The following is a 22,689-nucleotide window of genomic DNA, read 5'->3' as shown; positions in this document are numbered from 1 at the left end:
AATAAAATGAATCAGGAGGTTGTTACATTTGGCTGATCTAGATATTTTTACTTTGTTGATCGCAGCGCTGGTTATTATTGTGCTGGCCGTATTTTTCAGCTTTTTCCCGGTGATGCTGTGGATTTCCGCACAAGCCTCCGGCGTACGCGTCGGGATTTTCACCCTGGTGGCCATGCGCTTGCGTCGTGTCATTCCCAGCCGGATTGTCAATCCGCAAATCAAGGCTACCAAAGCGGGACTTGGGCTGTCCATTAACCAATTGGAAAGCCATTTTCTCGCCGGGGGGAATGTTGACCGGGTAGTCAATGCTTTAATCGCGGCACAGCGTGCGAACATAGCGCTTGGCTTCGAACGTGCGGCTGCCATTGACCTGGCCGGACGGGATGTGCTGCAGGCCGTACAAATGAGCGTTAACCCGCGAGTGATCGAAACTCCGATGGTTGCCGCCGTAGCCAAGGATGGAATTGAAGTAAAAGTTAAAGCGCGCGTTACGGTACGCGCGAACATCGACCGCCTGGTCGGGGGTGCGGGAGAAGAAACGATCATTGCCCGCGTCGGAGAAGGAATAGTCACGACAGTAGGTTCCTCCAACACTCACAAGGACGTGTTGGAAAATCCGGATTCGATCTCCAGAACCGTACTTGGCAAAGGCTTGGACGCCGGAACTGCGTTCGAAATTTTGTCTATCGATATTGCAGATGTAGATGTAGGTAAAAATATCGGAGCCCACCTCCAAACCGAGCAAGCGGAAGCGGACAAGCGGATTGCCCAAGCGAAAGCGGAAGAACGCCGCGCCATGGCCGTTGCACAGGAGCAAGAAATGAAGGCCAAGGTAGTGGAGATGAAAGCGAAGGTCGTCGAAGCCGAATCCCAGGTTCCGCTGGCTATGTCGGATGCTCTGCGCCAAGGCAAGCTTGGAGTCATGGATTATATGAACTTGAAAAATATAGAATCCGATACCCAAATGCGTTCCAGCTTCGGACGCATGCAGGGAATGGATGACAAGAATGACAAGGAATAACCCTGGCTTCCTCACCATAAACCGAAGCAAAGGGGGGGACTAAGTGGGAATTATCGAGTATTTGTTGGATAACATCCATATCGTTATTATTGTGCTTGCCATTATATCTACTTTGGTGTCGAAGTCCAAACCCGGCAAGCCGAAAAATACGAGAAGCATGCCTCCTTTCGGAGGGGGGCCGGTCCAACCGGCCTCATCATCGGATCGTTCCCCGGAGACCGTTCCAAGAGCGGACCGGCCGGACAGAGAGGCTATGGATCGGCGATCGGTCATAGAGGATAAGCCGCTCTACAGTCATGATGATGAAGAAGAAGAGAGATACCGGGAAGTCTTCCGCTATGAAGAACCGGAATCCGGGCAACCGGCTGCCAACGCCTCGGCTACCGGTTCCCGCCGGACCTTCGATCATCGCTCTGAAGCGGATAGGCTGAAAGAGAAGGAAAGGGCTGACCAACTGCAGCGCAAAGCGATCCAAGGTATTATCTGGTCCGAGATTCTCGGGCCGCCCCGCTCCAGAAGACCTTACCGCAAGTAATTACACACCCCTGCCGGGTTCAGCCGGCAGGGGCATTTCCATATTCACTCATAGTAAAGGAGTGGCCCAAATGATAAAGAGTATCGGGATCTTCTTGATCCTCCTGCTTACAGCAGCCTGTTCCCCGGACAAGGCTGTGGACAGGCCAGAGGCGACGGGTCCGGTCATGGGGCAGGAGGAAGAAGGACGTTTACCGCATGAAGCGGAGATAATAGCCGAGCAATTAAATGTTCCCTGGGAAATGGTATTTACCCCCGAGGGAGATATTTTATTTACGGAAAGACCCGGACAAATCCGGCTTATTAGGCAGGGAAAGTTAGTGGAGGACCCGGTATTCCGGTTTGAAGAACCGTTCATAAGCAAAGGGGAAGGAGGGCTGCTGGGTCTTGAAATCGACCCCGATTACTCTAATAACGGTTATTTGTATGCCTATCATACCTATGAGGAGAATGGCCGGGTTATGAACCGGGTGCTTCGTCTGCAGCAGAGGGAAAGCCGGATCGAAGTGGACAAGATATTGATAGCTGATATTCCCGGGGATACGAATCATAATGGAGGGCGTATTAAATTCGGGCCGGACGGGCTGTTATACATCACGACCGGAGAGCGGTATGAACCTCAGCTTGCCCAAGATTTGCAGAGTCTGGGCGGGAAGATCCTGCGCATCCATCCGGACGGGACGATTCCGGAGTCCAATCCTTTTTCGGGTTCGCCGGTCTATAGCTGGGGACATCGCAATGCCCAAGGATTAGCCTGGCATCCGGATACCGGCAAGCTGTACAGCTCCGAGCACGGCCAGACAGCGCGGGATGAGATCAATCTCATTGAGCCGGGGAAAAATTACGGCTGGCCGGTGATTAGCGGCGACCAGGAGCAGGACGGAATGGTCCGACCGCTGCTGCACAGCGGGGATGATACCTGGGCGCCCTCGGGTATGACCTTCATAAGCCAGGGCCCTTGGAAAGGCAGGCTGCTTGTGGCTAATTTGCGCGGGATGCAGATTCTCGCGGTTACCTGGGGAGCGGATCATACTTCAATCGAGCATACCTCTGCACTATTTCACCATGAGCTGGGGAGAATTCGCAATGTTACAGAAGGTCCGGACGGCTCCCTGTATGTAATGACCAATAATCGCGACGGGCGGGGTACACCCGGACCAGGGGACGACAAGTTAATTCGGCTCAAGCCGTTGTTTTAATCCCCATCTCTCTCATTTCTCCTTGAAATCCTCGTCTTTCAGCTTTCATATCGTTATGAAGAAGAGCCGGCCAGGCTCTTTTTTGCCACATAGGAATCTTTAAGTTCTTTACAGTGTTAATATGGTGCTGAATAAAGATTCCAATTGGCATAAAAAGCACCTCTTTAGCCACCGCTCAGTTCCGTAGACTCCCGTTTTATGCGACTCTTTGAGACAGTCCCGGTCATCCGCCTAATTATGTAGAAAGACAATCAAAACTGCAGGTCTTTTTGGGAAAAAGCCGCGCAGTGCCTTATTCTAAAGCGATAGTGCAGGTCTTTGGAGCGATTTTTGCGAAATGGCCCCATTTTGTCAAAAAAGACCTGCACATTTGAGCGTCATTCCCTTTCTTTTTGGAAAAAGGCAGAATTCTAATGTACTTTTGTTCGTCTTTACGATGTCCTTACGGACCCAGATGCGACCTTCATGCATGAACAATGGGTGGCTTTCTCTTGCCTATCATTTTGCTACAATGGGCAGCGATGAAAGAGAAGAGTAGGTGGGTGCGGAAAATTGACCGCCAGCCTCGCTCTTTTTTTGGAAAGCATTCACGATTTAGTCGGTTCAGGCCGTTTCTCAGCAGTTTGGAAGCTGCTTGGGACGGCTTCTTGTTTTTTTGCATGACATTTGCGCGGCACCACGAATGCCCCAAGATGATTGGCGAGGCGGGATTTGCAAGAGTCACTATGGGTTTTCATTAAGTCACAATTGGTTAAGTTGGAGCGTCGCGAAGGCGGTTTTTCTGAACAATCTGTTACCAGCGGAGAGTCCTTTTTTCATAAATGGCGAAGCATCGGCATAATTTGTAAAAAAGCCTATCAGTTCGGGGGGATGAGCGAGGCATGCGCTCCATTAAAAAGAAGCTCAACATGATGACCGCGAAGCTGCTCGAAGTGCCTCAGGATGTCATCCTTGATCTGCCCAGATTGACGATGATCGGTAATATGCAGCTCTACATCGAAAACCACAGAGGGGTCCTGCATTTTTCCAGTGAATTGCTTAAGCTGGCGCTCGGGCAGGGGGCGCTGGAGGTCCGCGGGGAAAATTTGGTCATGAGGGGCATACAGACGGAGGAAGTCTTCATCGAGGGCAAGATCCACGATATTAAATACATCAATTCATAATAAAGGGTGAATGCGGGTGCGACCAAATATCATTTCCAGGCTCAAGGGATATGTGACTATTGAATTGCGCGGGGAAAGGCTGGAGGAATTCATCAATCTGGCTGCCTCTTCCCGTCTCGTTCTGTGGGACATGCAGATTAAACAGCCGAATCTGGCCGAGGTGAATTTGCATATCGAAGATTTTTACAAGCTTCGTCCGCTTTTAAAAAAGACAGGCTGCCGCATACATCTTCTTAAAAGATACGGGTTTCCTTTTTTCCTGGACAAGCTGTGGAAACGAAAGTTTTTCATTGCCGGTCTATGCTTCTTCATCGTCGGTCTCTTCCTGCTATCCTCCATCGTCTGGAAGGTAGAAGTGGAAGGAAACGAGAAGCTGATGAAGATGGAAATTTTGGAGAAGGCGAAGCAGCTCGGGATCTATGAATATCAATGGAAGTTTCGTCTGGGCAACCAGGAGGATTTGGCCAGGGAGCTTCACAAACAGCTTCCCGGGGTGGCCTGGGTGGGGGTGAAGGTAGAAGGCACCCACATTAAGATACAAGTGGTGGAGAGCGCCAGTCCCGAGCAGAAGGAGCTTAAAAGTCCGCGTCATCTGATCGCCTCCAAAAATGCGGTCGTTACTAAAATTTTAGCGGAGAAAGGAAAGCCGGTCGTCCAACCTGATCAGTATGTGCGGAAAGGGGACTTGCTTATTTCCGGACTGATCGGCAACGAGCAGTATCAGCAGACGGTAGTTTCGCAGGGACAGGTCAAAGGATTGGTCTGGTACACAAGCAAAATCGAAGTTCCGATGGTTCGCAAATATAAAACTTATACCGGAGAGTCCTACCGCCGCTTCTATCTTGTCTTCGGAAACCGGGCGCTGCAGCTAACCGGCTATGGCACTTCATATGAACAATCCGAGCAGGAAGCTTCGCGCAAAACGCTCCAATGGAGGAACTACGGCCTGCCGGTCGGCTGGATGAATGAGAAGGTGCGAGAGGTTCGTTACCTGGAAGAGCCGTTGGAACGGGAAGCGGCGCGTCAGATCGGTCTGGAGCGGGCTCGGGCGGATATTCTCCACGGAGCGGGTGAGGATTCGAGAATCACCTCGGAGAAGGTGTTGAAGGAGCAGGAGGAGAACGGAGTGCTGGTGATGGAGGTTCATTTCGAAGTGGAGGAGAACATTGCCGTCGAGCAGCCGATCGTAAACTTGCCTCCGGAAGCGGACCCGGCCCCGGGAGAGAGCCCCGTCAGCTAGCACCTGCCGATAACGTCCCGACCCATGGAGCTTGAGAGAGGCCGCTATTGGGAGAGGGTATACGCTTTTGGTTCGCAGCGAATAAACAGCGTAAAGCAGCCTTCACAAGCTTATGCAGAAGTCTATATCAAACTAGCAAAAACCGGTTACGATAACAGCCGCTTCTTTCCGAAATAGAAAGCTGTGGCTCTTTTCTTTGCATTAATATTTGCTTCCGGGAGCACATATACGATAATATCTTACGTATAATATAGTTACTGATGATTAAGGAGATTGAGGCCTTTTGACCGATCGCGAACACATTGTCAAAATACCGCTAACCAACATAGCCGAGGGGCTATCGTTGTTTGGACCGCAGGACAAGTTTCTGTCTATCGTAGAGAAGCAGACCGATGCGAAAATTTTTTCCCGGGAAGAAGAGATTGTCATTCAGGGACAAGCCCGCGAGACCCAGCGGCTGCAGCAGCTGTTCGAGGTACTGCTGGAATTGGTCCGGAACAACTATCCGTTGTCGGAACGGGACATCCATTATGCCCTGGAATTATCCAAACAGATGATGGCGGATCAACTGCTTGATTTATTCAAAGGGGAAATTACACATACGTACAGAGGCAAGCCGATCCGTATCAAGACGATCGGACAGAAGCAGTATGTCGGGAAAATTCGCAAACAGGACATTGTCTTCGGCATCGGCCCGGCCGGTACCGGCAAGACCTACCTGGCTGTCGTGCTCGCCGTGGCTGCCTTGAAGGAGGGCAAGGTCAAGAGAATCATATTGACCCGACCTGCCGTGGAGGCGGGAGAAAGTCTCGGCTTCCTGCCGGGAGATCTTCAGGAAAAGGTTGACCCGTATCTGCGCCCATTGTATGATGCTCTTAACGATGTGCTGGGGGCAGAGCAGGTTGCCAAGTCCATGGAAAGAGGCTTGATTGAAATTGCTCCTCTCGCTTATATGAGGGGCAGAACTCTCGATGATTCGTTTATCATACTGGACGAAGCCCAGAACACGACCCCGGAGCAGATGAAGATGTTTCTGACCCGGCTGGGGTTTGGCTCGAAGATGGTCATCACCGGGGACATCACGCAGATCGATTTGCCCAGGGGCAAACGATCCGGATTGGTGGAGGCTGAGCGCATACTGGAGAACATCGACGAAATCGGATTCGTATATTTCTCCGAACAGGATGTGGTCCGTCACTCTCTGGTTCAGAAAATCATCACCGCCTACAACCTGGATCAAGAAAAGCATGGATAGAGAGGACTGAAAGTTTCATGACAAGAAACGAACCGTCCGCTACCGGGAATTCACCCTCCCGGTTCAGTCAATGGAAAACAAGCCCGGTTATCCGTTATTTGTTATTGCTGGGTTTTGCCCTTCTGTTTTATTTTTCTCTTCTAAATGAAGTCGTTCCGGAAACCTATGATATTCAGCCGAATAAAGTCAGTGAGAAGACGATCTATGCTCCTTATCAGGAGGAGAATTCGCTGGCTACGGAGAAAGCCAAGGAAGAGGCCGCTTCGCGGATTCAGCCGGTTTATAAGATCGTATCGATCAAGAATGAACAAATTGTCGAGACGATCTTCGACAAGCTTGAGCAGAATAATACCGATCCGGAAATGACCTTCGATGTCAGAGTCGATCTGTATCGAAATTTGCTTCCGGCTATCTATACGGATTATGTAGAGAGATTTATGAAGACATTGAGGGCGGCCGGTAATTATAACGACACTCTCATGAATGAGATTGAGAAGCAGCTGCTGGAGCAGCAGTACAAGTTTTCGGAGGAAAGCTACTATAAATTTCCGCGGCTGACCAAGGACGATTTGACGGCCATGGAAACGGTAGCGAAGGACATCGTCAATCGGCTGATGAATGACCCGCTTGTGGAGGCGCAGTCTGCCCGGGCCAAAGTGACCGAGATGGTCAACTCTTCGACATTGACGAAGAATACGGCGCGGGAACTGGTGCAGGAAATTGTTCGCTTTGCCCTGACACCCAACAAGTTTTATGATGCCAAGGAGACCGATCAGGCCAGGGCTCAGGCAAGAGAGAATACGAAGCCGGTTCTGTTCGGAAAGAATGACGTTCTTGTCTATAAAGGCGAGATGATAACGGAAGAGACGTACCAGCGGCTCAAAACCTTCAACCTGCTCAAGGATAAAACCGATTTTCGTCCGCATTTGGGCCTGGCTCTGCTGGTAGCGCTGTTCGTTCTGGTCATTTTCATGTTCATCCGCCAGAGCAAATTGAGCATCCGGAATAACAATTCCCAGCTTGTCATGCTTCTGCTGATCTTCTTCTTGAATATTATCGGAATGAAGATTGTCTCCCTGGGACAAAATTTGGAGTATCCGCATATCGGTTACCTTGCCCCCGTTGCTATGGGAACGATGCTCGTAATCGTACTGCTGGATGCGCCTCTTGCCTACGTCTCGTCGATTATTTTCAGTTTGATGTCGGGGATTATCTTCAGCGTGGACCAGGATCGGCTGATGGATTACCGTTACCTGTTCGTTTCGCTGATTGTAAGCTTTGCCGCTATCTTTTCCTTGCACAAGGCCAGTCAGCGGATTACGATCTTGAAGGCCGGGATTATGATATCGGTCTTCGGCTGTCTCGGTATCGTCACTCAGGCTCTGCTGGATAACCGGTTTACGATGACGGATCTGTCTTACGGATTGTCGTTCGCGGCTGTCGGAGGCATTATTAGTGCCATTCTGGTGATCGGAATTATGCCGTTCTTCGAGATGGCCTTCGGGATTCTGTCTCCACTCAAGCTGGTCGAGCTGTCTAATCCGAACCTGCCGCTGCTTCGCAAGCTGCTGACCGAAGCCCCGGGCACCTACCATCATAGTGTTATGGTCGGTAACCTGTCAGAAGCCGCAGCAGAGGCGGTGGGAGCTAACGGCTTGCTCTGCCGGGTGGGCTCTTATTATCACGATATGGGCAAGACCAAGCGCCCAAGTTATTATATAGAAAATCAGATGAATATGGATAACCCGCATGACAGCATTGAACCGAGCCTGAGCAAGGCGATTATTACCGCACATCCCCGGGACGGTGTAGAGATGCTGAAGGAGCATAACCTGCCCAAGGCGATCCGCGATATTGCCGAACAGCACCACGGGACGACGCTGCTCAAGTATTTTTACTACAAGGCGGTTAAGCAGGCGGAGGAAAGCGGGGAAGGCAAGGTCGTTGAGGAAAGCGAATACCGTTATCCCGGTCCTAAAGCGCAGTCCAAAGAAGCGGCTATCGTGGGAATTTCGGACTGTGTGGAGGCGGCCGTGCGTTCCTTGCGGAGCCCGACGATTGAACAGATCGATTCCATGGTACGTAAAATTATTAAAGACCGTCTGGATGACGGGCAATTCGACGAGTGCGACCTGACGATCAAGGATTTGGATACCATTGCCAAAGCGCTCAAAGAAACATTGCTTGGCATCTTCCATGCCCGTATTGAATACCCGGGCGATTTGCCTAAAAATAACGATAGCAAAGGAGAGTCTTAAACGATGGCCTTATTGCTGGAATGGAGCAATGAACAGGATCAGTTAGAAATTACTCCCGAGCTGATCTCCATGATTGAAGAATTGCTGCAAATCGCCGGTAAGCGGGAAGATATTCCCCTCGGGGAAGTCGCGCTGAGCTTTGTTACCGACGAAGAAATCCGCAAGCTGAACAAGGAATACCGGGGACTGGATAAGCCGACGGATGTCCTCTCCTTTCCGATGATGGAGTTCGGTGCCGGGGAGCTGGAAATCAACTACGGCGAGCTGGAGGAGATTGCTTCCGACGAGGATACGCTTGGCGGAAGCTTGTTCGGCGCCGATCAGTTGGGGGATATTATCATATCCGTGCCGAGAGCGATAGAACAAGCAGGCGAATACGGCCATTCCATTAACCGGGAAATCGGATTTTTGTTCGTACACGGTTTTCTCCATCTGATCGGTTATGACCATCAGACAGAGGACGAAGAGAAGCGGATGTTTCGCAAGCAGGAAGAAATATTGCAGGAGGCCGGTTTGATCAGGTGAACGGGATTGCAAAATGGCTGAAAAGCTTCCGCTTCGCTTACCAAGGAATTAAATATGCTTTAACTACCCAGCGGAATATGAAATTTCATTTTTCCGCTTCTTTTGTCGCTCTTCTCTCCGCCCTCTTCTTCCGATTGGGCAAGTGGGATATTTTATTCATTCTGCTCGCAGTCACTCTTGTCATTGTTACGGAGCTGATTAATACCGCAGTCGAGAAAGCGGTTGATCTGGCTATGCCGGAGGTCCATCCGTTGGCCAAAATCGCGAAAGATGTCGCCGCAGCCTCTGTTCTGGTGTCTGCGGTTTTTGCCGTTGCCGTCGGGATGATCGTGTTCTTCGAACCGCTGGAGAGATGGATAAGCGGGATTAGGGAGGAACCGGCCAAGCTGTCTTCCTCGGCGGTTTGGCTTTATCTGGGATTGGTCGCCTTTACGCTGATCGTGACAGAAACCCGGTTTTCGGCCAAATCTTATGTTCGCCCGAGCTTGTGGATGGCCGTCTCCTTTTCCATATCGACGCTGATTGTTCTGATGACTTTCCATCCGTTGGTATCCGTACTGGCTTACAGCTTGTCTGTCCTGTTTATGCTCATACTGTATCAGAGAAGGACCCGCACGCTTCCGGCACTGGTTTTTGGAGGAGCTATTGGGGTCACCGTCACGATTATGGCTTTCTGGCTGCATACGTTATTATAGGAGTAATAGTAAAAATTTGAGGAGGGGACAGCATAATGAACGATGTATCCGCATGGATTCAAGAGGCTGCATTGGCCCGCGACAAAGCATATGTTCCTTATTCGGGCTTTAAAGTGGGCTGTGCGTTGATCGGCGCGGACGGGACGATCTTCCACGGCTGCAATGTGGAGAACGGAGCTTATGGGCCGACCAATTGCGCGGAGCGGACAGCCCTGTTCCGGGCGATTGCAGACGGACAAGCCCCGAGGTCGTTTCGGGCGTTGGCGGTGATCGGCGATACTCCCGCTCCGATTACCCCGTGTGGGGTTTGCCGCCAGGTCATGATCGAATTATGCGCGCCGGATATGCCGGTGTATATGGCCAATTTAGCGGGTGATGTCAGCGAAACGACGGTTTCCGCCTTGCTTCCCGGCGCCTTTACACTGCCAACCTGAAATCGGTCCTTTGCGGAAAATCGCACAACGGGTATCAGGTCATTTTATTTACCGTCGTCAACATTGTATAATACCAGCAGGAGGGATGGAATGAATCAGAAATTTCACTCAGGATTCGTCGCCATTATCGGCCGGCCGAATGTCGGGAAATCAACCTTGCTCAACCAGGTGATCGGCCAGAAGATAGCGATTATGTCCGACAAGCCGCAAACGACACGAAATAAAATTCACGGCGTCTATTCGACCGACAGCAGTCAAATTGTTTTTCTGGATACGCCCGGAATTCATAAGCCCCAGTCCAAGCTGGGCGACTATATGATGAAAGTGGCGGAAGGGACGCTTAACGAAGTAGATGCGATCCTGTTTTTGGTCGATGTGGCGGAAGGGATTGGCGGCGGGGACCGGTTTATTATAGAAAGGCTTAAGCAGGTAAATACTCCGGTACTGCTGGTGCTTAACAAAATCGACCGTGTGCATCCGGAAGAGCTGCTGCCGATAATCGCTCAATATAAAGACCTGTATTCTTTCGCCGAGATTGTTCCGGTATCGGCTCTGCAGGGAAATAATGTTGCCAACTTACTGGACATTATTGTCCGCTATTTGCCGGAAGGACCTCAATACTATCCGGCGGATCAGGTGACAGACCACCCGGAGCAATTCGTCTGCGCGGAGCTTATTCGTGAGAAAATACTGCATCTGACAAGGGAGGAAATCCCCCATTCCATCGCGGTCACGATAGAGGATATGAGGCAGGAAGAGAACGGTGTCGTTCATATTTCGGCCGTCATCTTCGTCGAACGCGATTCGCAGAAAGGGATTATCATAGGCAAGCAGGGAGCGATGCTGAAGGAAGTCGGCAGGCAGGCGCGGGTCGATATAGAGCGGCTGCTCGGTTCCAAGACTTTTCTCGAGCTCTGGGTCAAGGTGAAGAAGGATTGGCGCAATCAGGAGCGCATTTTGAAGGATCTCGGTTTCCGGCACGATTGATTGTAAGCAACTGTTAATAATTGCTTCGCATAGGAGCTTAAGCAATAAAGCATTCTAATGAGTAAGCATCGATACTTTTCTTTGGAAGGGTGTTGCTTATGAGAGAGTTCTATTGGGATTATTTTACCCGAACGGGAAATATAGACGCTTATTTGCTTTATAAAGACAAGGATGATTGGCCGGAAGACGAATGGAATCTGACGGAAGAGGAGCCGGACCGCGAGGAATGGATCGACTGAAGAAACGGTGCCCGGGTTGTTAAGCTTGGAGCACCGCATACAATAAATCGCCATACCTCTAAAGCGATTCGGCTTATACGGAGAGGAACGAAGCCTATGCTTAACCGGACGGAAGGTATCGTTATCCGCACGATGGATTATGGGGAAGGCCACAAAATTATATCCCTCTTCACGCGGTCTATGGGGAAGATAAGCGTGATGGTGCGGGGAGCGAAGAAGGTCAAGAGCAGATATTCCGCCATTGCGCAGTTATTTACGCATGGCGATTTTGTTATTTATAAAGGCAGTCAGATGGGGACCCTGAATCACGGGGAACCGATTCATTCTTATCAAGAGATAAGAGAAGATCTGCATAAGGCTGCCTATGCCGCCTATTTGGTCGAGCTGGTCGAGCGGATGATGCCGGAGGCCGAACCCGATCTCGTCATGTTCGAGCAGCTGCTGGCCGGTCTGTCCGCGATTGCGGAAGGCAAGGATGCTATGATTGTAATTCATATCATGGAGATGAAAATATTAGCTTTGTCCGGATACCTTCCTCAATTGGAGCAATGCGTCTCTTGCGGCCGGACTTCGGGCGATATGGTATTAAGTCCTTCCAACGGGGGGATATTGTGCTCCGCATGCAAGGCCAAGGATCATCATGCCATGCCTGTGTCCGCCAAGATTCTGCGCCTGCTTCGCTTGTTTCAGAGAGTCGATTTGCGCATGCTGGGAACGGCGGAGGTTAAGGACGAGACGAAAGCAGTTCTGAAAGCGGCCATGAGAGGCTTTATGGATACTTATCTGGATGTCCGGTGGAAATCAAGAAGCTTCTTGGACCAGATGGAAAAGTACAAGCTTTAGCTTTAGCAAGCAGTATGCACTACGATTACTCCCGTCCCGAATCGGTCAGAAAAGGGGCGGGAGTGTTATTTACCAGATGGGTCGACGATTTAACTGTATTTTATGTAGTTAAATTCAAGTGAACGGTATAAATTGATTTAAATAAATGGAAAAACTACATTTAGAATCAAGGTTTTCGCTGAAATCGTCTTTTTTGCACAAACTAGCTGCAGTTTGTCCACTTAGTTTCCGTCTTTCGCTCCGGAGGAAAAAACTAGCTGTATAAAATCCAGTTAAACGTCCAATAAGTTATTACGTCCTGAACATCCTTTAAACGGGGTCGTTCATCCATGAAATAGTCCGACAGGAGCTTTTTGATCACCGGATTCAAATAAAATGATGAAAATGAAACAATTTTTGCAATCATGCGTATATAATATAATGCACTACTATGAAAAACAGAGATTTCATTAGCTTTTATAAGGTTAATGTATTGAAAAAGGGGGGTTGCACTTGACGGAGCCTATTTCTTCACCTGTCGTCTTTGTAGTTTCCGATTCCGCCGGCGAAACGGGAGAATCGGTTGTAAAAGCGGCTGCAGTCCAATTTTCACCTATAAAAATAGATATTCGAAGAGCGACCTATATTCATGACCGGCAAGGAATCGATCGCATTGTGCAAACCGCTAAGCAAGCTAATGGAGTGATCGTCTTTACATTGGTTATTCCGGAGCTGCGGGACTACTTGCTGGAGCAGGCCGTTATTCAACAGGTCATTACCATTGATCTGCTGGGCCCGATCATTTCCAATCTGGAGAAAGTGCTTCATCGTCCGGCCAGGCATGAGCCGGGTATGATTCATCAATTGGATGAAGCTTATTTCAAGAAGGTAGAGGCCATTGAATTTGCCGTCAAATACGATGATGGGCGAGATCCCCGGGGAATTCTCAAGGCGGATATCGTTCTTGTCGGCGTCTCCCGGACTTCCAAAACGCCTCTGGCTATGTATCTGGCGCTGCATAAACGCTTTAAGGTGGCGAACGTGCCGCTTGTGCCCGAAATGAAGCTTCCCGATGAGCTGTTCACTATTTCGAGCAAGAAAATTGTTGGGTTGACGATCCGGTCGGACAAGCTGAATGTCATACGGAAAGAACGACTGAGAGCATTGGGATTGGCCGGGAACGCCAATTATGCGAAGGTGGAGCGGATCAATGAGGAATTGGACTATTCCGCCTCCGTTATGTCGCGGCTCGGATGCGTCGTGATCGATGTCTCCAATAAGGCCGTCGAAGAAACCGCCAGCCTGATCGAAGATATTATGCGGACAAGGAAATAGGTTTTTGCGAAGATTGGAAGGATTTCTTCTGTTCGAAGCGTATATATAAATGACGAATAAACCACCGGGGCGCGAAAGGAAGACGGTATAATGCAGGGACCCAAAGTAATAGTCGATGCCGACGCGTGTCCGGTGAAGGCCGAAATCATCAAGGCGGCGGGCATTTATGGCGTTAGTGTGTGGATGGTCGCTTCCTTCGACCATCAGTTGTCCCCCTGCGATGGAGTTCGGGTGATCCAGGTGGACCGTTCGGATCAATCCGTCGACATGTATATCGCCAATCAACTCTCCCCTCAGGATGTGTTGGTGACTCAGGATTTCGGCCTGGCTACGATCGGCCTGGCCAAAAGAGCGCACGTGCTGTCGAACCGGGGGCAGATTTATACCGACCGGACCATTGATTTCTTGTTGGAAAGAAGGCACGAGCAGTCCAAAAAGCGCCGTTCCGGGAAGCATACGAAGGGACCGAAACCCTTTACCGATGAGGATCGGGAGCGATTTCTACAAACTTTGACAAAACTTTTGGGGAATTTGCAGGAAAACGGCCCAATGTAGCGAATAGTATACGTGTTAACGAATGAAGGTGATGAGGAATGAGCTACGGACGAATTCCTGAAGAGGTCATAGAAGCCGTCTTAAAGCACCATGATATTGCCGATGTAGTGGGCAAGTACGTAAAACTGACGAAGCAGGGCCACTATTTGAAAGGATTATGTCCCTTCCATTCCGAGAAAACTCCTTCCTTTACGGTGACACCGGAAAGGCAAACCTATTACTGCTTCGGGTGTCATGCGGGCGGAAACAGCATTAACTTCCTGATGGAGATGGAAAGCTATTCCTTCGTCGAGGCCGTACGCCATATGGCTGAAGAGGCCAATATTCCGATTACGTGGGATACTCCTACCGGAGAAGAAACGGAGAAGCAGAAGGAAGCATCGGCTATGCTGACCGCTCACGAATTGGCCGCTAAGTGGTACCACTATATTCTTCTAAATACGGAGCAGGGAAAGCATGCGCTTGAATATTTGCGTTCCCGGGGATTGAGCGATAAATGGCTCGATTTTTTCCAAATTGGTTACGCTCCGGCCATGAAGGATAAGTTGTTTCAGTTTCTGCTCAAACGGGAGCTGCCTCAGACATTGCTTGAGAAGGCAGGTCTTATCGTGGAGCGATCGGATGGAAGCGGCTTTGTTGATCGGTTTAGGGACCGGATCATCTTTCCGATTCATGATTATAAGGGGAGGGTCATAGCTTTTGCAGGACGTGCGCTCGGGGATTTGCAGCCCAAATATTTAAACAGTCCCGAGACGCCGCTATTTAACAAAAGCCGTCAATTGTTCAATTTGCACCATGCCCGGCCAGCGATACGAAAATCGGGGCATGCCGTTCTTTTTGAAGGATATATGGATGTCATTAAAGCGTGGGAAGCGGGCGTGGTGAACGGGATGGCGACGATGGGGACGGCTTTAACCCAGGAACATGCGCTGGCGCTGCGCAGATTGGCCGATCGGGTCGTTATATGTTATGACGGAGATCGGGCCGGTCAAACGGCCGCGTACAAAAGCCTGCCTATCCTGGAGAAGGCAGGGCTGCAGGTTAGAGTGGCTTATATTCCCGACGGCGCGGATCCCGATGAATATATTACGGCTAGAGGAGCGGATAAATTTCGATCGGAAGTGCTGGATTATGCCATGTCGGCGGTCCAGTTCAGATTGACCTATATCCGCAGCAACTTTAATTTTAAGGACAAGAACGATACGGTCCGCTATTTGAAGGCAGCCGCAAGGATAATAGCGGAGATCTCATCGCCTATAGAGCGGGAGCACCATGTCAAGGCTTTGTCCGATGAATTTTCTTATCCGGTGGAAGCGATCAAGCAGGAAATGAACGAATTTCGCCAGCAATTTCTAAAAATGCAGGAAAACGGGGATAATAACGAAAATCCGTGGAATAATGTAATAGATAATAATAGAGCTAAGGATGAAGCCCCCTCCCTATTACCTGCTTATCATATTGCGGAAATCAAACTGCTTGCTGCCATGATGCTGGACCGGGATATTGCGGAAGAGGTCAGTATAAGGATCGGGGACCAATTCAATATAGAAGATCACGCAGCCCTGGCTGCCTATTTGTACGCTTTTTATAATGAAGGGAACCGGCCAGATATCAGCCGTTTTTTGGCTTTCCTGCAAGACGAGGAACTAAGCCGGCTGGCCAGCTCTATCGCAATCCGGGAAAGCGGGCAAGGAATCAATCCTCAAGTGATAGAAGATTACATTCAAGAAATTAAGAAAGTGCCTTGCCTGAACGCTATCAAGCAAAAGAAACAAGAGATGATCCAGGCGGAGCGTGCGGGAAATATCGTCCAGGCGGCACAAATTGCTAGTGAAATCATCATTCTAGAGAAACAAATGAAATCATTGTAGGTTCTACCTTTTGATGATTCTAGGTAGGAGGGAGCAGACATTATGGCGAACGAACATCATACGGAGCTGGAAACAGAATTGACTTTGGAACAGGTTAAGGATCAATTAATCGAATTGGGTAAAAAACGATCCACACTTACTTATAAAGATATTATGGAGAAATTGGCCCCGTTCGATCAGGATCCGGAGCAGATCGATGAATTTTTCGAACAATTGTCCGAGCTTGGAATCGATGTCGGCAACGATTCGGAAGAAGATGTTCTTCCTATCGGAGATGATGAGCAGGAGCACGACGAGTTTAATTTCGACGACGATTTATCTCTGCCCCCGGGAATTAAAATTAATGATCCGGTCCGTATGTACTTGAAAGAAATTGGCCGCGTTCCGCTTTTATCTGCAGAAGATGAAGTCGACCTTGCCAAGAGAATAGAGAATGGGGACGAAGAAGCGAAGCGCAGACTGGCCGAAGCCAACCTGAGGCTGGTGGTCAGCATTGCCAAACGATATGTAGGTCGCGGAATGCTGTTCCTTGATTTGATTCAGGAAGGGAATATGGGCTTAATTAAAGCGGTCGAGAAGTTTGATTTTACGAAGGGCTTTAAATTCAGCACTTACGCTACATGGTGGATTCGTCAAGCGATAACAAGGGCTATTGCCGATCAGGCGAGAACGATTCGTATTCCTGTTCATATGGTGGAGACCATTAACAAGTTAATTCGTGTCTCCCGTCAGCTGCTGCAGGAATTGGGAAGAGAGCCTACGCCGGAAGAAATCGCCAAGGAAATGGATTTAAGCACGGATAAAGTGCGTGAAATTATGAAAATTGCCCAAGAACCGGTTTCTTTGGAAACCCCAATCGGTGAGGAAGATGATTCTCATCTTGGAGATTTTATAGAGGATCAGGAAGCGCTGGCTCCGGCAGACGCGGCAGCCTACGAGCTGCTTAAGGAACAGCTGGAGGATGTGCTGGATACATTGACCGAGCGGGAAGAGAATGTACTCCGGCTTCGGTTCGGACTGGATGACGGCCGTACCCGGACTTTGGAGGAAGTGGGTAAAGTCTTCGGAGTCACCCGGGAAAGAATCCGGCAGATCGAAGCGAAAGCTCTGCGCAAGCTTCGTCACCCTAGCCGTTCCAAACGGTTAAAGGATTTTCTAGAATAATTCCGTTTGGCCTTTCTGCTTGCAGTAAGGCCAATTTTTTTCGGATAAACGGGTTGAAGCTGAGCACTGTATGACAGGCTCCCGGCTTGTCTCATCCCGTTGGAATGAGGTGAACGGTTTGGAACCGGAGAGAAGAAAGCTGATTATCCGGGAAATTAGGGAATGGCGCAGCAGCCGGTTGCTTCCCGAGCAGTACTGCGATTTCCTGCTCAATCTGTATCAAGACGATCCGGAGGACAGGAATGATCGGGGCTGGCATGGGCTGTCTCCGGCCGCTATTCGTAAAGGAAGCCTTCGCAGTTGGTTATCATTTTTTGGAACTGTTGGGATAATTTGTTTGATTGCTTTTAATTTTAACTCTTTTCCCCTCCCATTGCAAATAGCCGCCGTTTCCTTTTTCGTTATTGTATGCTACGGCTTTGGGATACGTTTGCGGAACCGGCTTCCGGTTCTTTCCTGCATTTGCATGGGGGCTGCTTCCTTGCTGCTTTTGGCAGGAGGGGTGAATCTGTTAGGCAGCGCGGGTGCTGCGGAGACAGTACTGTCTGCCTATGCCGCAGCCTGTGCAGTCATCTGGATGGTAGCGGGCCTGTCAGCCAGGCTGCCCTTGTTTCATTTCGCCGGATGGATTCTGCTTCTGGTCATATATGCATCCATGCTAAATCGCTACCTGCTTCATCCGGATTGGATAGAGCTGGAGATGGCATGGATTCCTGGCGGAATTTTGCTAATATGGGTTGGATGGCTGCTGCACAGGCATCATCGATCGGCCGCTTCGGTATTATTGGCGGTTGGAGCCCTGATTTGGTTCATCCCCGAGGTTTACGGTTATGTGAACAGTGATTTTCCTAAAGAGGCATTGCAGCTTCTCTGGCTGGGCAAATGGGCCGCAGCAGCAATCATTTTATATATGTTCAGAAAAAAATGGACCGATTGGATTGTTTAGAATGATAACTATATCAAAAAGATTGAAGCAAATTGCATTATTGGTTCCGCAAGGAAGCCGTCTGGCCGATATCGGCTCCGACCATGCCTTACTGCCGGTTTACTTGGTGCAGCAGGGGACGATAGAATCTGCTATAGCCGGTGAACTGAATCCCGGACCTTATGCCGCTGCCGCCAAGCAAGTCCGTGAAGCCGGCCTGTCGCGCCAGATTGATGTGCGTAACGGGGACGGACTGTCCGTGTTGAAGGACGGGGAAGCGGATGTGGCGGTCATAGCCGGCATGGGAGGGCATCTGATCGCGCGTATTCTAGGCGAAGGGATTGCAGCCCTTCCTTCCATTCGAAGGCTTATTCTGCAGCCCAATGTAGGAGAAGAAGCGGTTCGCCAGTGGCTGCTGGATAACGGATGGTTCCTGGAGCAGGAGCACATTATGGAAGAAGACGGCAAAATCTACGAAATCATGGCGGCGATCCGGTCGGAGGAAGCGGAAGAGGCTAATCAGGCGCTTTATTGCGTCCGGCCTGTGGAAGGCACGGAGGGAATCATGCTGGAACGAGCCGATTTGATAAGCATGGGACCTTATTTGGTCCAAGAGGTGTCTCCCGTATTCGTTGCCAAATGGGAACGGGAAATCGACAAGCTGGTCAAAGTTTCCGATCAATTGGCCAACTCCCGGCTGGAAGCATCGGAAGCCAAGCAGGAGCAAATAAATAAGAGGATTGACCGAATTAAGGAGGTATTGCAATGTTTGCAAAAGGCCAAACGGTTATCCAGCTAATGGAGAAGCTCGCTCCGAGGCATTATGCGGTTCCGGATGACCGGATCGGGCTACAATTGGGTACCCTGAACAAAGAAATCAGGAAAGTGATGGTGACTCTGGATGTGGTCGAGGAGGTCGTGGACGAGGCGATTTCCGAGCAAGTGGATCTGATCATCGCCCACCATGCGATTATTTTCCGGCCTCTCAAGCATTTGCAGACGGATACTCCTGCGGGCCGTGTATATGCCAAGCTTATCAAGCATGACATTGCGGTTTATATCGCGCATACCAACCTGGATGTAGCGGATGGAGGCATCAATGATATGATGGCGGATGCCCTGAAGCTTGAGAATACCAAGCCTTTGGACACCGTTTTTACGGAGAAGCTGAAGAAATTGGTCGTTTTCGTTCCGCAAGATCATCATGAGCGAGTGCTGATGGCGATGCTTGATAACGGGGCGGGAGCAATTGGCGATTACAGCCATTGCAGCTTCAATCTGTCGGGAGTCGGAACGTTCAAGCCAGGTGAAGGGACTAACCCCTATATAGGTGCAACCGGGAAGTTCGAGGAGGTTCTGGAAATCCGGATCGAAACGATTGTGCCGGAAAGCCTTCAGGGTAAGGTCATTCAAGCCATGCTCAAAGCCCATCCTTACGAGGAGCCTGCGTACGACCTTTATCCGCTGGATCTTTCCGGCCGAAAGCTTGGTCTGGGCCGGGTGGGCCGCTTGCCTCAGTCGATAAGTTTGGCTGAACTGGCCGAGCAGGTCAAGAAGGCATTCGACGTTCCGGCCGTTAGAATTGTCGGCGAGCCCGGGACAATGCTGAATAAGGCAGCCGTATTAGGAGGATCGGGCAGCCGGTATATCGGTTCTGCGTTATTCGCCGGCGCCGATGTGCTCATCACGGGAGACGTGGATTATCATTCGGCACAGGATGCCTTAGCCGCCGGGCTATGTATTATCGATCCCGGGCATAATTCCGAGAAGATCATGAAGGCCGGGGTGGCCGCTTATTTAACCAAGGCGCTGGCGGATGGCCGTTATGATACGGAAGTAACAACTTCGCAAATCAATACGGAGGTTTTCCGATTCCTGTAATTGATGGTGCCAGCTTTTGGCGGTTGTAATTGAACATGAACCATTGTATAATTTTATAGATTGGGAAGTTTGACAGACAATCGCCGGCTGCGGTGACGCAGCGGGAGGAAAGTCCGGGCTCCATAGGGCAGGATGCTGGATAACGTCCAGTCAGCGCGAGCTGAAGGATAGTGCCACAGAAATGGACCGCCGATGGCTATAAGATGCTGGATCTATTCCATATCGAATAGCACAGGCAAGGGTGGAACCGTGGTGTAAGAGACCACGAGGAAATATGGCGACTTATTTCCTGGTAAACCCCATCCGGAGCAAGACCTAAGAGGAACGCCGTAAGATTCGTCTTACAGCCTTAGCCCGAGGTGCGTTCGGGTTGGTCGCATGAGTCGTGCAGTAATGTACGGCCTAGATAGATGATTGTCACTTCAATGGTGGGAGGGTCTGATCCCGTTCGGACCACTGGAAGTACAGAACCCGGCTTATGGCAAACTTTCCACATAATCTAATCAATGCATTAACCCGCCCTTGGGGGCGGGTTTTTCTATATGCTTTACTTAAAAAACTATAAGCTATTCCTTCAGCCCGTAACGGGATTCCAACCGATCTATGTCACGCTGCAGCCATTCATCCCAATTGGCTGCCGACTCTCTTCCGCGGGCGGCCATCTGCAAAGCCCGGTTGACATTGATCTGCCCGTAACCGAAATATTTATCCTTCCCGGGCGTTCCCAGATCATCGGCCGATTTCCGCATAATATCCATTACTTCCGTATTTTTGAGCAGCGGATTGACGGAGCGGATCAAACCGGCCAGGGCGGCCACGTGAGGGCTGGCCATGGATGTGCCGGATAATGCCGCATACTGGTTGTTCATATAGGTGCTGGCTATGCTTACGCCCGGCGCAGCTACATCGATATAATCCCCGTAGTTGGAGAAGGGGGCCTTTTTCTTATCCGCATCCGTAGCGGCAACGGCGAAGACTTCGGGGTAAGCGGCAGGATATCCCGGCTGCTCAGTATTATCATTTCCGCTTGCGGCAATTAGCACGACGTCTCTTTCGAAGGCATAACGAACCGCATCATGAAGGAAATTGGCGTCGGCATAGTTCCCCAAGCTCAGATTGATGACTTTCGCCCCGTTATCGGTTGCCCAAATAATTCCTTGAGCGACCGCATAGGTGCTGCCGGCTCCCGTATGATCCAGCACCTTGACGGGCAGCACCGGATTATACCAGGTCATTCCGGCTACCCCGAGATTGTTGTTCGTTGCGGCAGCCACCACCCCGGCGACATGAGTGCCATGACCGACGTCATCCGCCGGAGAATTGTTCTGGGCGATCACGTTCCAGCCTTTCAGAAGCCTGTCCTTAAGGTCGGGATGATTCAAGTCCACGCCTGTATCGACAACCCCGACAATGACCTCTCTGTTCCCGCGGTCCAGCTCCCAGGCGCGGTCCGTGGCAATGATCGGGAAATTCCACTGATACTTCGTGTACAAAGCATCGTTAGGAACGACTCCGGGAGCGGGCTCTGTCGGTACACGCACAGTATCTTCGTTAGTTAGATACAAGAAATGGGGTTCGGCATATTCGACATCCCACTTTTCAAAATAGCTCAGCAGCTGCTTCGCATCCATCGACCCGGATTGAAACACATAGGTGTTTCCAAGCTTCTGGGCATCTGCAGGAGCGTGAATTTCCTGCTTGATCTGGTTTAATTGAGTATCGGTCGGAGGCTTCTTGAACTTGACCACGATTTCGTTGACGTTGTAGTGGCTGGATCGCCCATTTTCTTCAGGGTGATCGATTTTTTTGTCCTTAAGCGTTCCTGCCTCAACCGATTCAATCTTCCAGTTTCCTTCCGCAGGGTAAGGGATAGTGCGTAAATTTTGCCGCTGCTTGGCATCTACATCATTTAAAATATCTTGACGTACTGCGGCAACGAGTGACGAATTTTCATTCACGGGAACTCCGAGAACGAAATACGTATGTGCCCCCACTTTGATCGCTTCCGATTCGTAAGAACGGCCCGCCTTGGCGGCTTCCTTCGCTTCGTTCAATTTCGGCTGCAGCGTCTGTTCCGCAGCGGCATCGATTTGTCCTGCGGTCTTGGCTTGCTCCAGCGGCTGGTCATTAGGGGACCAAAGCAAGCGGGTCATGTGAGGATGACTGGCATGCAGCGAATGAAGCCGGTTCACAATCGCATCCGGATCACTGGCTTTCAATTCATTGGCTGTTTGCTTAAGAATGGAGGCACATTGAGTCCGGCATAATTGCTCGGTAATTTGCACGTCCTGAGCGACAAGCTTATGTTTGTGTTCAAGCTCCTGCTCACCCGACATCTGCTCGGGGGGACGGTTCAGGCATCCGGCCGGGACAAGAGTCAATGAAGTAAGCAAACATAACAACGCTATGCGTTTTCCCAAATTTTCCTGCACCTCCTTTAGGGTAAAAGGTAACCGCTCTTGGCGGTTTATTTCGGAAGCCCGTTATAAGCCTCCTCTTGTTAGATTTCGATTTGTGATAGCGAATTATGCGGAGCAGCATTTGCAAATTACGGGCAGGAGGGAGGGGAAATTTGGGTTTTTTACT

22 protein-coding genes and 1 other RNA gene are annotated in these 22,689 nt (G+C 50.2%); 21 read left to right on the top strand and 2 right to left on the bottom strand.

Annotated features, from left to right (window positions below):
• Positions 1-28 precede the first annotated feature (28 nt).
• The 3 genes from floA to ACTHRH_RS00490 all read left to right on the top strand — a co-directional run bounded on the left by floA (position 29) and on the right by ACTHRH_RS00490 (position 2,754).
• Positions 29-1,021, top strand: a complete 993-nt coding sequence (floA, locus tag ACTHRH_RS00500) for a flotillin-like protein FloA (protein WP_144934117.1) — start codon at positions 29-31, stop codon at positions 1,019-1,021.
• A 43-nt stretch (positions 1,022-1,064) separates the two neighbouring features.
• A complete protein-coding gene (locus ACTHRH_RS00495; protein WP_144934119.1) occupies positions 1,065-1,556 on the top strand; it encodes a hypothetical protein in 492 nt (163 codons plus the stop codon).
• A 70-nt stretch (positions 1,557-1,626) separates the two neighbouring features.
• On the top strand, positions 1,627-2,754 hold the full coding sequence (locus ACTHRH_RS00490; protein WP_150960031.1) for a PQQ-dependent sugar dehydrogenase: 1,128 nt from the start codon (positions 1,627-1,629) through the stop codon (positions 2,752-2,754).
• Here ACTHRH_RS00490 and ACTHRH_RS00485 read toward each other — a convergent pair.
• Positions 2,738-2,905 (bottom strand): hypothetical protein, encoded by a 168-nt coding sequence (locus ACTHRH_RS00485; protein WP_186328258.1) that lies wholly within the window; start codon positions 2,903-2,905, stop codon positions 2,738-2,740. The two genes, ACTHRH_RS00490 and ACTHRH_RS00485, sit on opposite strands and share 17 nt — an antisense overlap.
• Positions 2,906-3,635: 730 nt before the next feature.
• On the opposite strand from ACTHRH_RS00485, the gene yqfC reads away from it, so the two are divergent.
• The 18 genes from yqfC to rnpB all read left to right on the top strand — a co-directional run bounded on the left by yqfC (position 3,636) and on the right by rnpB (position 20,597).
• Positions 3,636-3,917, top strand: a complete 282-nt coding sequence (yqfC, locus tag ACTHRH_RS00480; protein WP_144934123.1) for a sporulation protein YqfC — start codon at positions 3,636-3,638, stop codon at positions 3,915-3,917.
• 16 nt (positions 3,918-3,933) lie between these two features.
• Entirely contained in the window at positions 3,934-5,157 is a 1,224-nt protein-coding gene (gene yqfD, locus ACTHRH_RS00475; RefSeq protein WP_144934125.1) for a sporulation protein YqfD, read from the top strand.
• A gap of 283 nt (positions 5,158-5,440) precedes the next feature.
• The gene (locus ACTHRH_RS00470; RefSeq protein ID WP_150960030.1) at positions 5,441-6,412 is read left to right on the top strand and encodes a PhoH family protein; all 972 of its coding nucleotides are present in this window, start codon (positions 5,441-5,443) and stop codon (positions 6,410-6,412) included.
• 17 nt (positions 6,413-6,429) lie between these two features.
• Entirely contained in the window at positions 6,430-8,670 is a 2,241-nt protein-coding gene (locus tag ACTHRH_RS00465; RefSeq protein ID WP_440413560.1) for an HD family phosphohydrolase, read from the top strand.
• A gap of 3 nt (positions 8,671-8,673) precedes the next feature.
• Positions 8,674-9,195, top strand: coding sequence for an rRNA maturation RNase YbeY (gene ybeY, locus ACTHRH_RS00460; protein WP_144934131.1), 522 nt, complete (start codon positions 8,674-8,676; stop codon positions 9,193-9,195).
• The gene (locus ACTHRH_RS00455; protein WP_440413557.1) at positions 9,192-9,890 is read left to right on the top strand and encodes a diacylglycerol kinase family protein; all 699 of its coding nucleotides are present in this window, start codon (positions 9,192-9,194) and stop codon (positions 9,888-9,890) included. Before ybeY ends, ACTHRH_RS00455 begins: the two co-directional genes overlap by 4 nt.
• 35 nt (positions 9,891-9,925) lie before the next feature.
• Positions 9,926-10,324, top strand: a complete 399-nt coding sequence (gene cdd / locus ACTHRH_RS00450) for a cytidine deaminase (protein WP_144934135.1) — start codon at positions 9,926-9,928, stop codon at positions 10,322-10,324.
• A gap of 90 nt (positions 10,325-10,414) precedes the next feature.
• Positions 10,415-11,311, top strand: a complete 897-nt coding sequence (gene era, locus ACTHRH_RS00445) for a GTPase Era (RefSeq protein WP_144934137.1) — start codon at positions 10,415-10,417, stop codon at positions 11,309-11,311.
• A 98-nt stretch (positions 11,312-11,409) separates the two neighbouring features.
• Positions 11,410-11,550 carry a YqzL family protein gene (locus ACTHRH_RS00440; protein ID WP_144934139.1) on the top strand — a complete coding sequence of 47 codons (141 nt, stop codon included), beginning with the start codon at positions 11,410-11,412 and terminating at the stop codon, positions 11,548-11,550.
• Between the two features lie 96 nt (positions 11,551-11,646).
• A complete protein-coding gene (gene recO / locus ACTHRH_RS00435) occupies positions 11,647-12,393 on the top strand; it encodes a DNA repair protein RecO (protein WP_379289284.1) in 747 nt (248 codons plus the stop codon).
• Between the two features lie 492 nt (positions 12,394-12,885).
• Complete coding sequence (locus tag ACTHRH_RS00430) at positions 12,886-13,707, top strand: pyruvate, water dikinase regulatory protein (RefSeq protein WP_144934143.1); 822 nt, start codon at positions 12,886-12,888, stop codon at positions 13,705-13,707.
• Positions 13,708-13,797: 90 nt separating this feature from the next.
• On the top strand, positions 13,798-14,262 hold the full coding sequence (locus tag ACTHRH_RS00425; protein WP_144934145.1) for a YaiI/YqxD family protein: 465 nt from the start codon (positions 13,798-13,800) through the stop codon (positions 14,260-14,262).
• Positions 14,263-14,300: 38 nt separating this feature from the next.
• On the top strand, positions 14,301-16,133 hold the full coding sequence (gene dnaG, locus ACTHRH_RS00420) for a DNA primase (RefSeq protein WP_144934147.1): 1,833 nt from the start codon (positions 14,301-14,303) through the stop codon (positions 16,131-16,133).
• 42 nt (positions 16,134-16,175) lie between these two features.
• Positions 16,176-17,297 carry an RNA polymerase sigma factor RpoD gene (gene rpoD / locus ACTHRH_RS00415; protein WP_144934149.1) on the top strand — a complete coding sequence of 374 codons (1,122 nt, stop codon included), beginning with the start codon at positions 16,176-16,178 and terminating at the stop codon, positions 17,295-17,297.
• A gap of 70 nt (positions 17,298-17,367) precedes the next feature.
• Positions 17,368-18,243 (top strand): hypothetical protein, encoded by an 876-nt coding sequence (locus ACTHRH_RS00410; RefSeq protein WP_379289286.1) that lies wholly within the window; start codon positions 17,368-17,370, stop codon positions 18,241-18,243.
• 1 nt (position 18,244) lies between these two features.
• On the top strand, positions 18,245-19,021 hold the full coding sequence (locus ACTHRH_RS00405; protein ID WP_144934153.1) for a tRNA (adenine(22)-N(1))-methyltransferase: 777 nt from the start codon (positions 18,245-18,247) through the stop codon (positions 19,019-19,021).
• On the top strand, positions 18,988-20,103 hold the full coding sequence (locus tag ACTHRH_RS00400) for a Nif3-like dinuclear metal center hexameric protein (protein WP_379289289.1): 1,116 nt from the start codon (positions 18,988-18,990) through the stop codon (positions 20,101-20,103). Before ACTHRH_RS00405 ends, ACTHRH_RS00400 begins: the two co-directional genes overlap by 34 nt.
• Positions 20,104-20,167: 64 nt before the next feature.
• Positions 20,168-20,597: RNase P RNA component class A (gene rnpB / locus ACTHRH_RS00395), an RNA gene on the top strand.
• Positions 20,598-20,669: 72 nt separating this feature from the next.
• Here rnpB and ACTHRH_RS00390 read toward each other — a convergent pair.
• A complete protein-coding gene (locus ACTHRH_RS00390) occupies positions 20,670-22,523 on the bottom strand; it encodes a S8 family peptidase (RefSeq protein ID WP_379289291.1) in 1,854 nt (617 codons plus the stop codon).
• Positions 22,524-22,689: the final 166 nt, after the last annotated feature.

Source organism: Paenibacillus sp. SAFN-117 (assembly GCF_051966115.1).
Lineage (GTDB): Bacteria > Bacillota > Bacilli > Paenibacillales > NBRC-103111 > Paenibacillus_L > Paenibacillus_L residui.
Note: the sequence above shows the minus strand (reverse complement) of the source record. Positions and strands in the feature narration are given on the sequence as shown.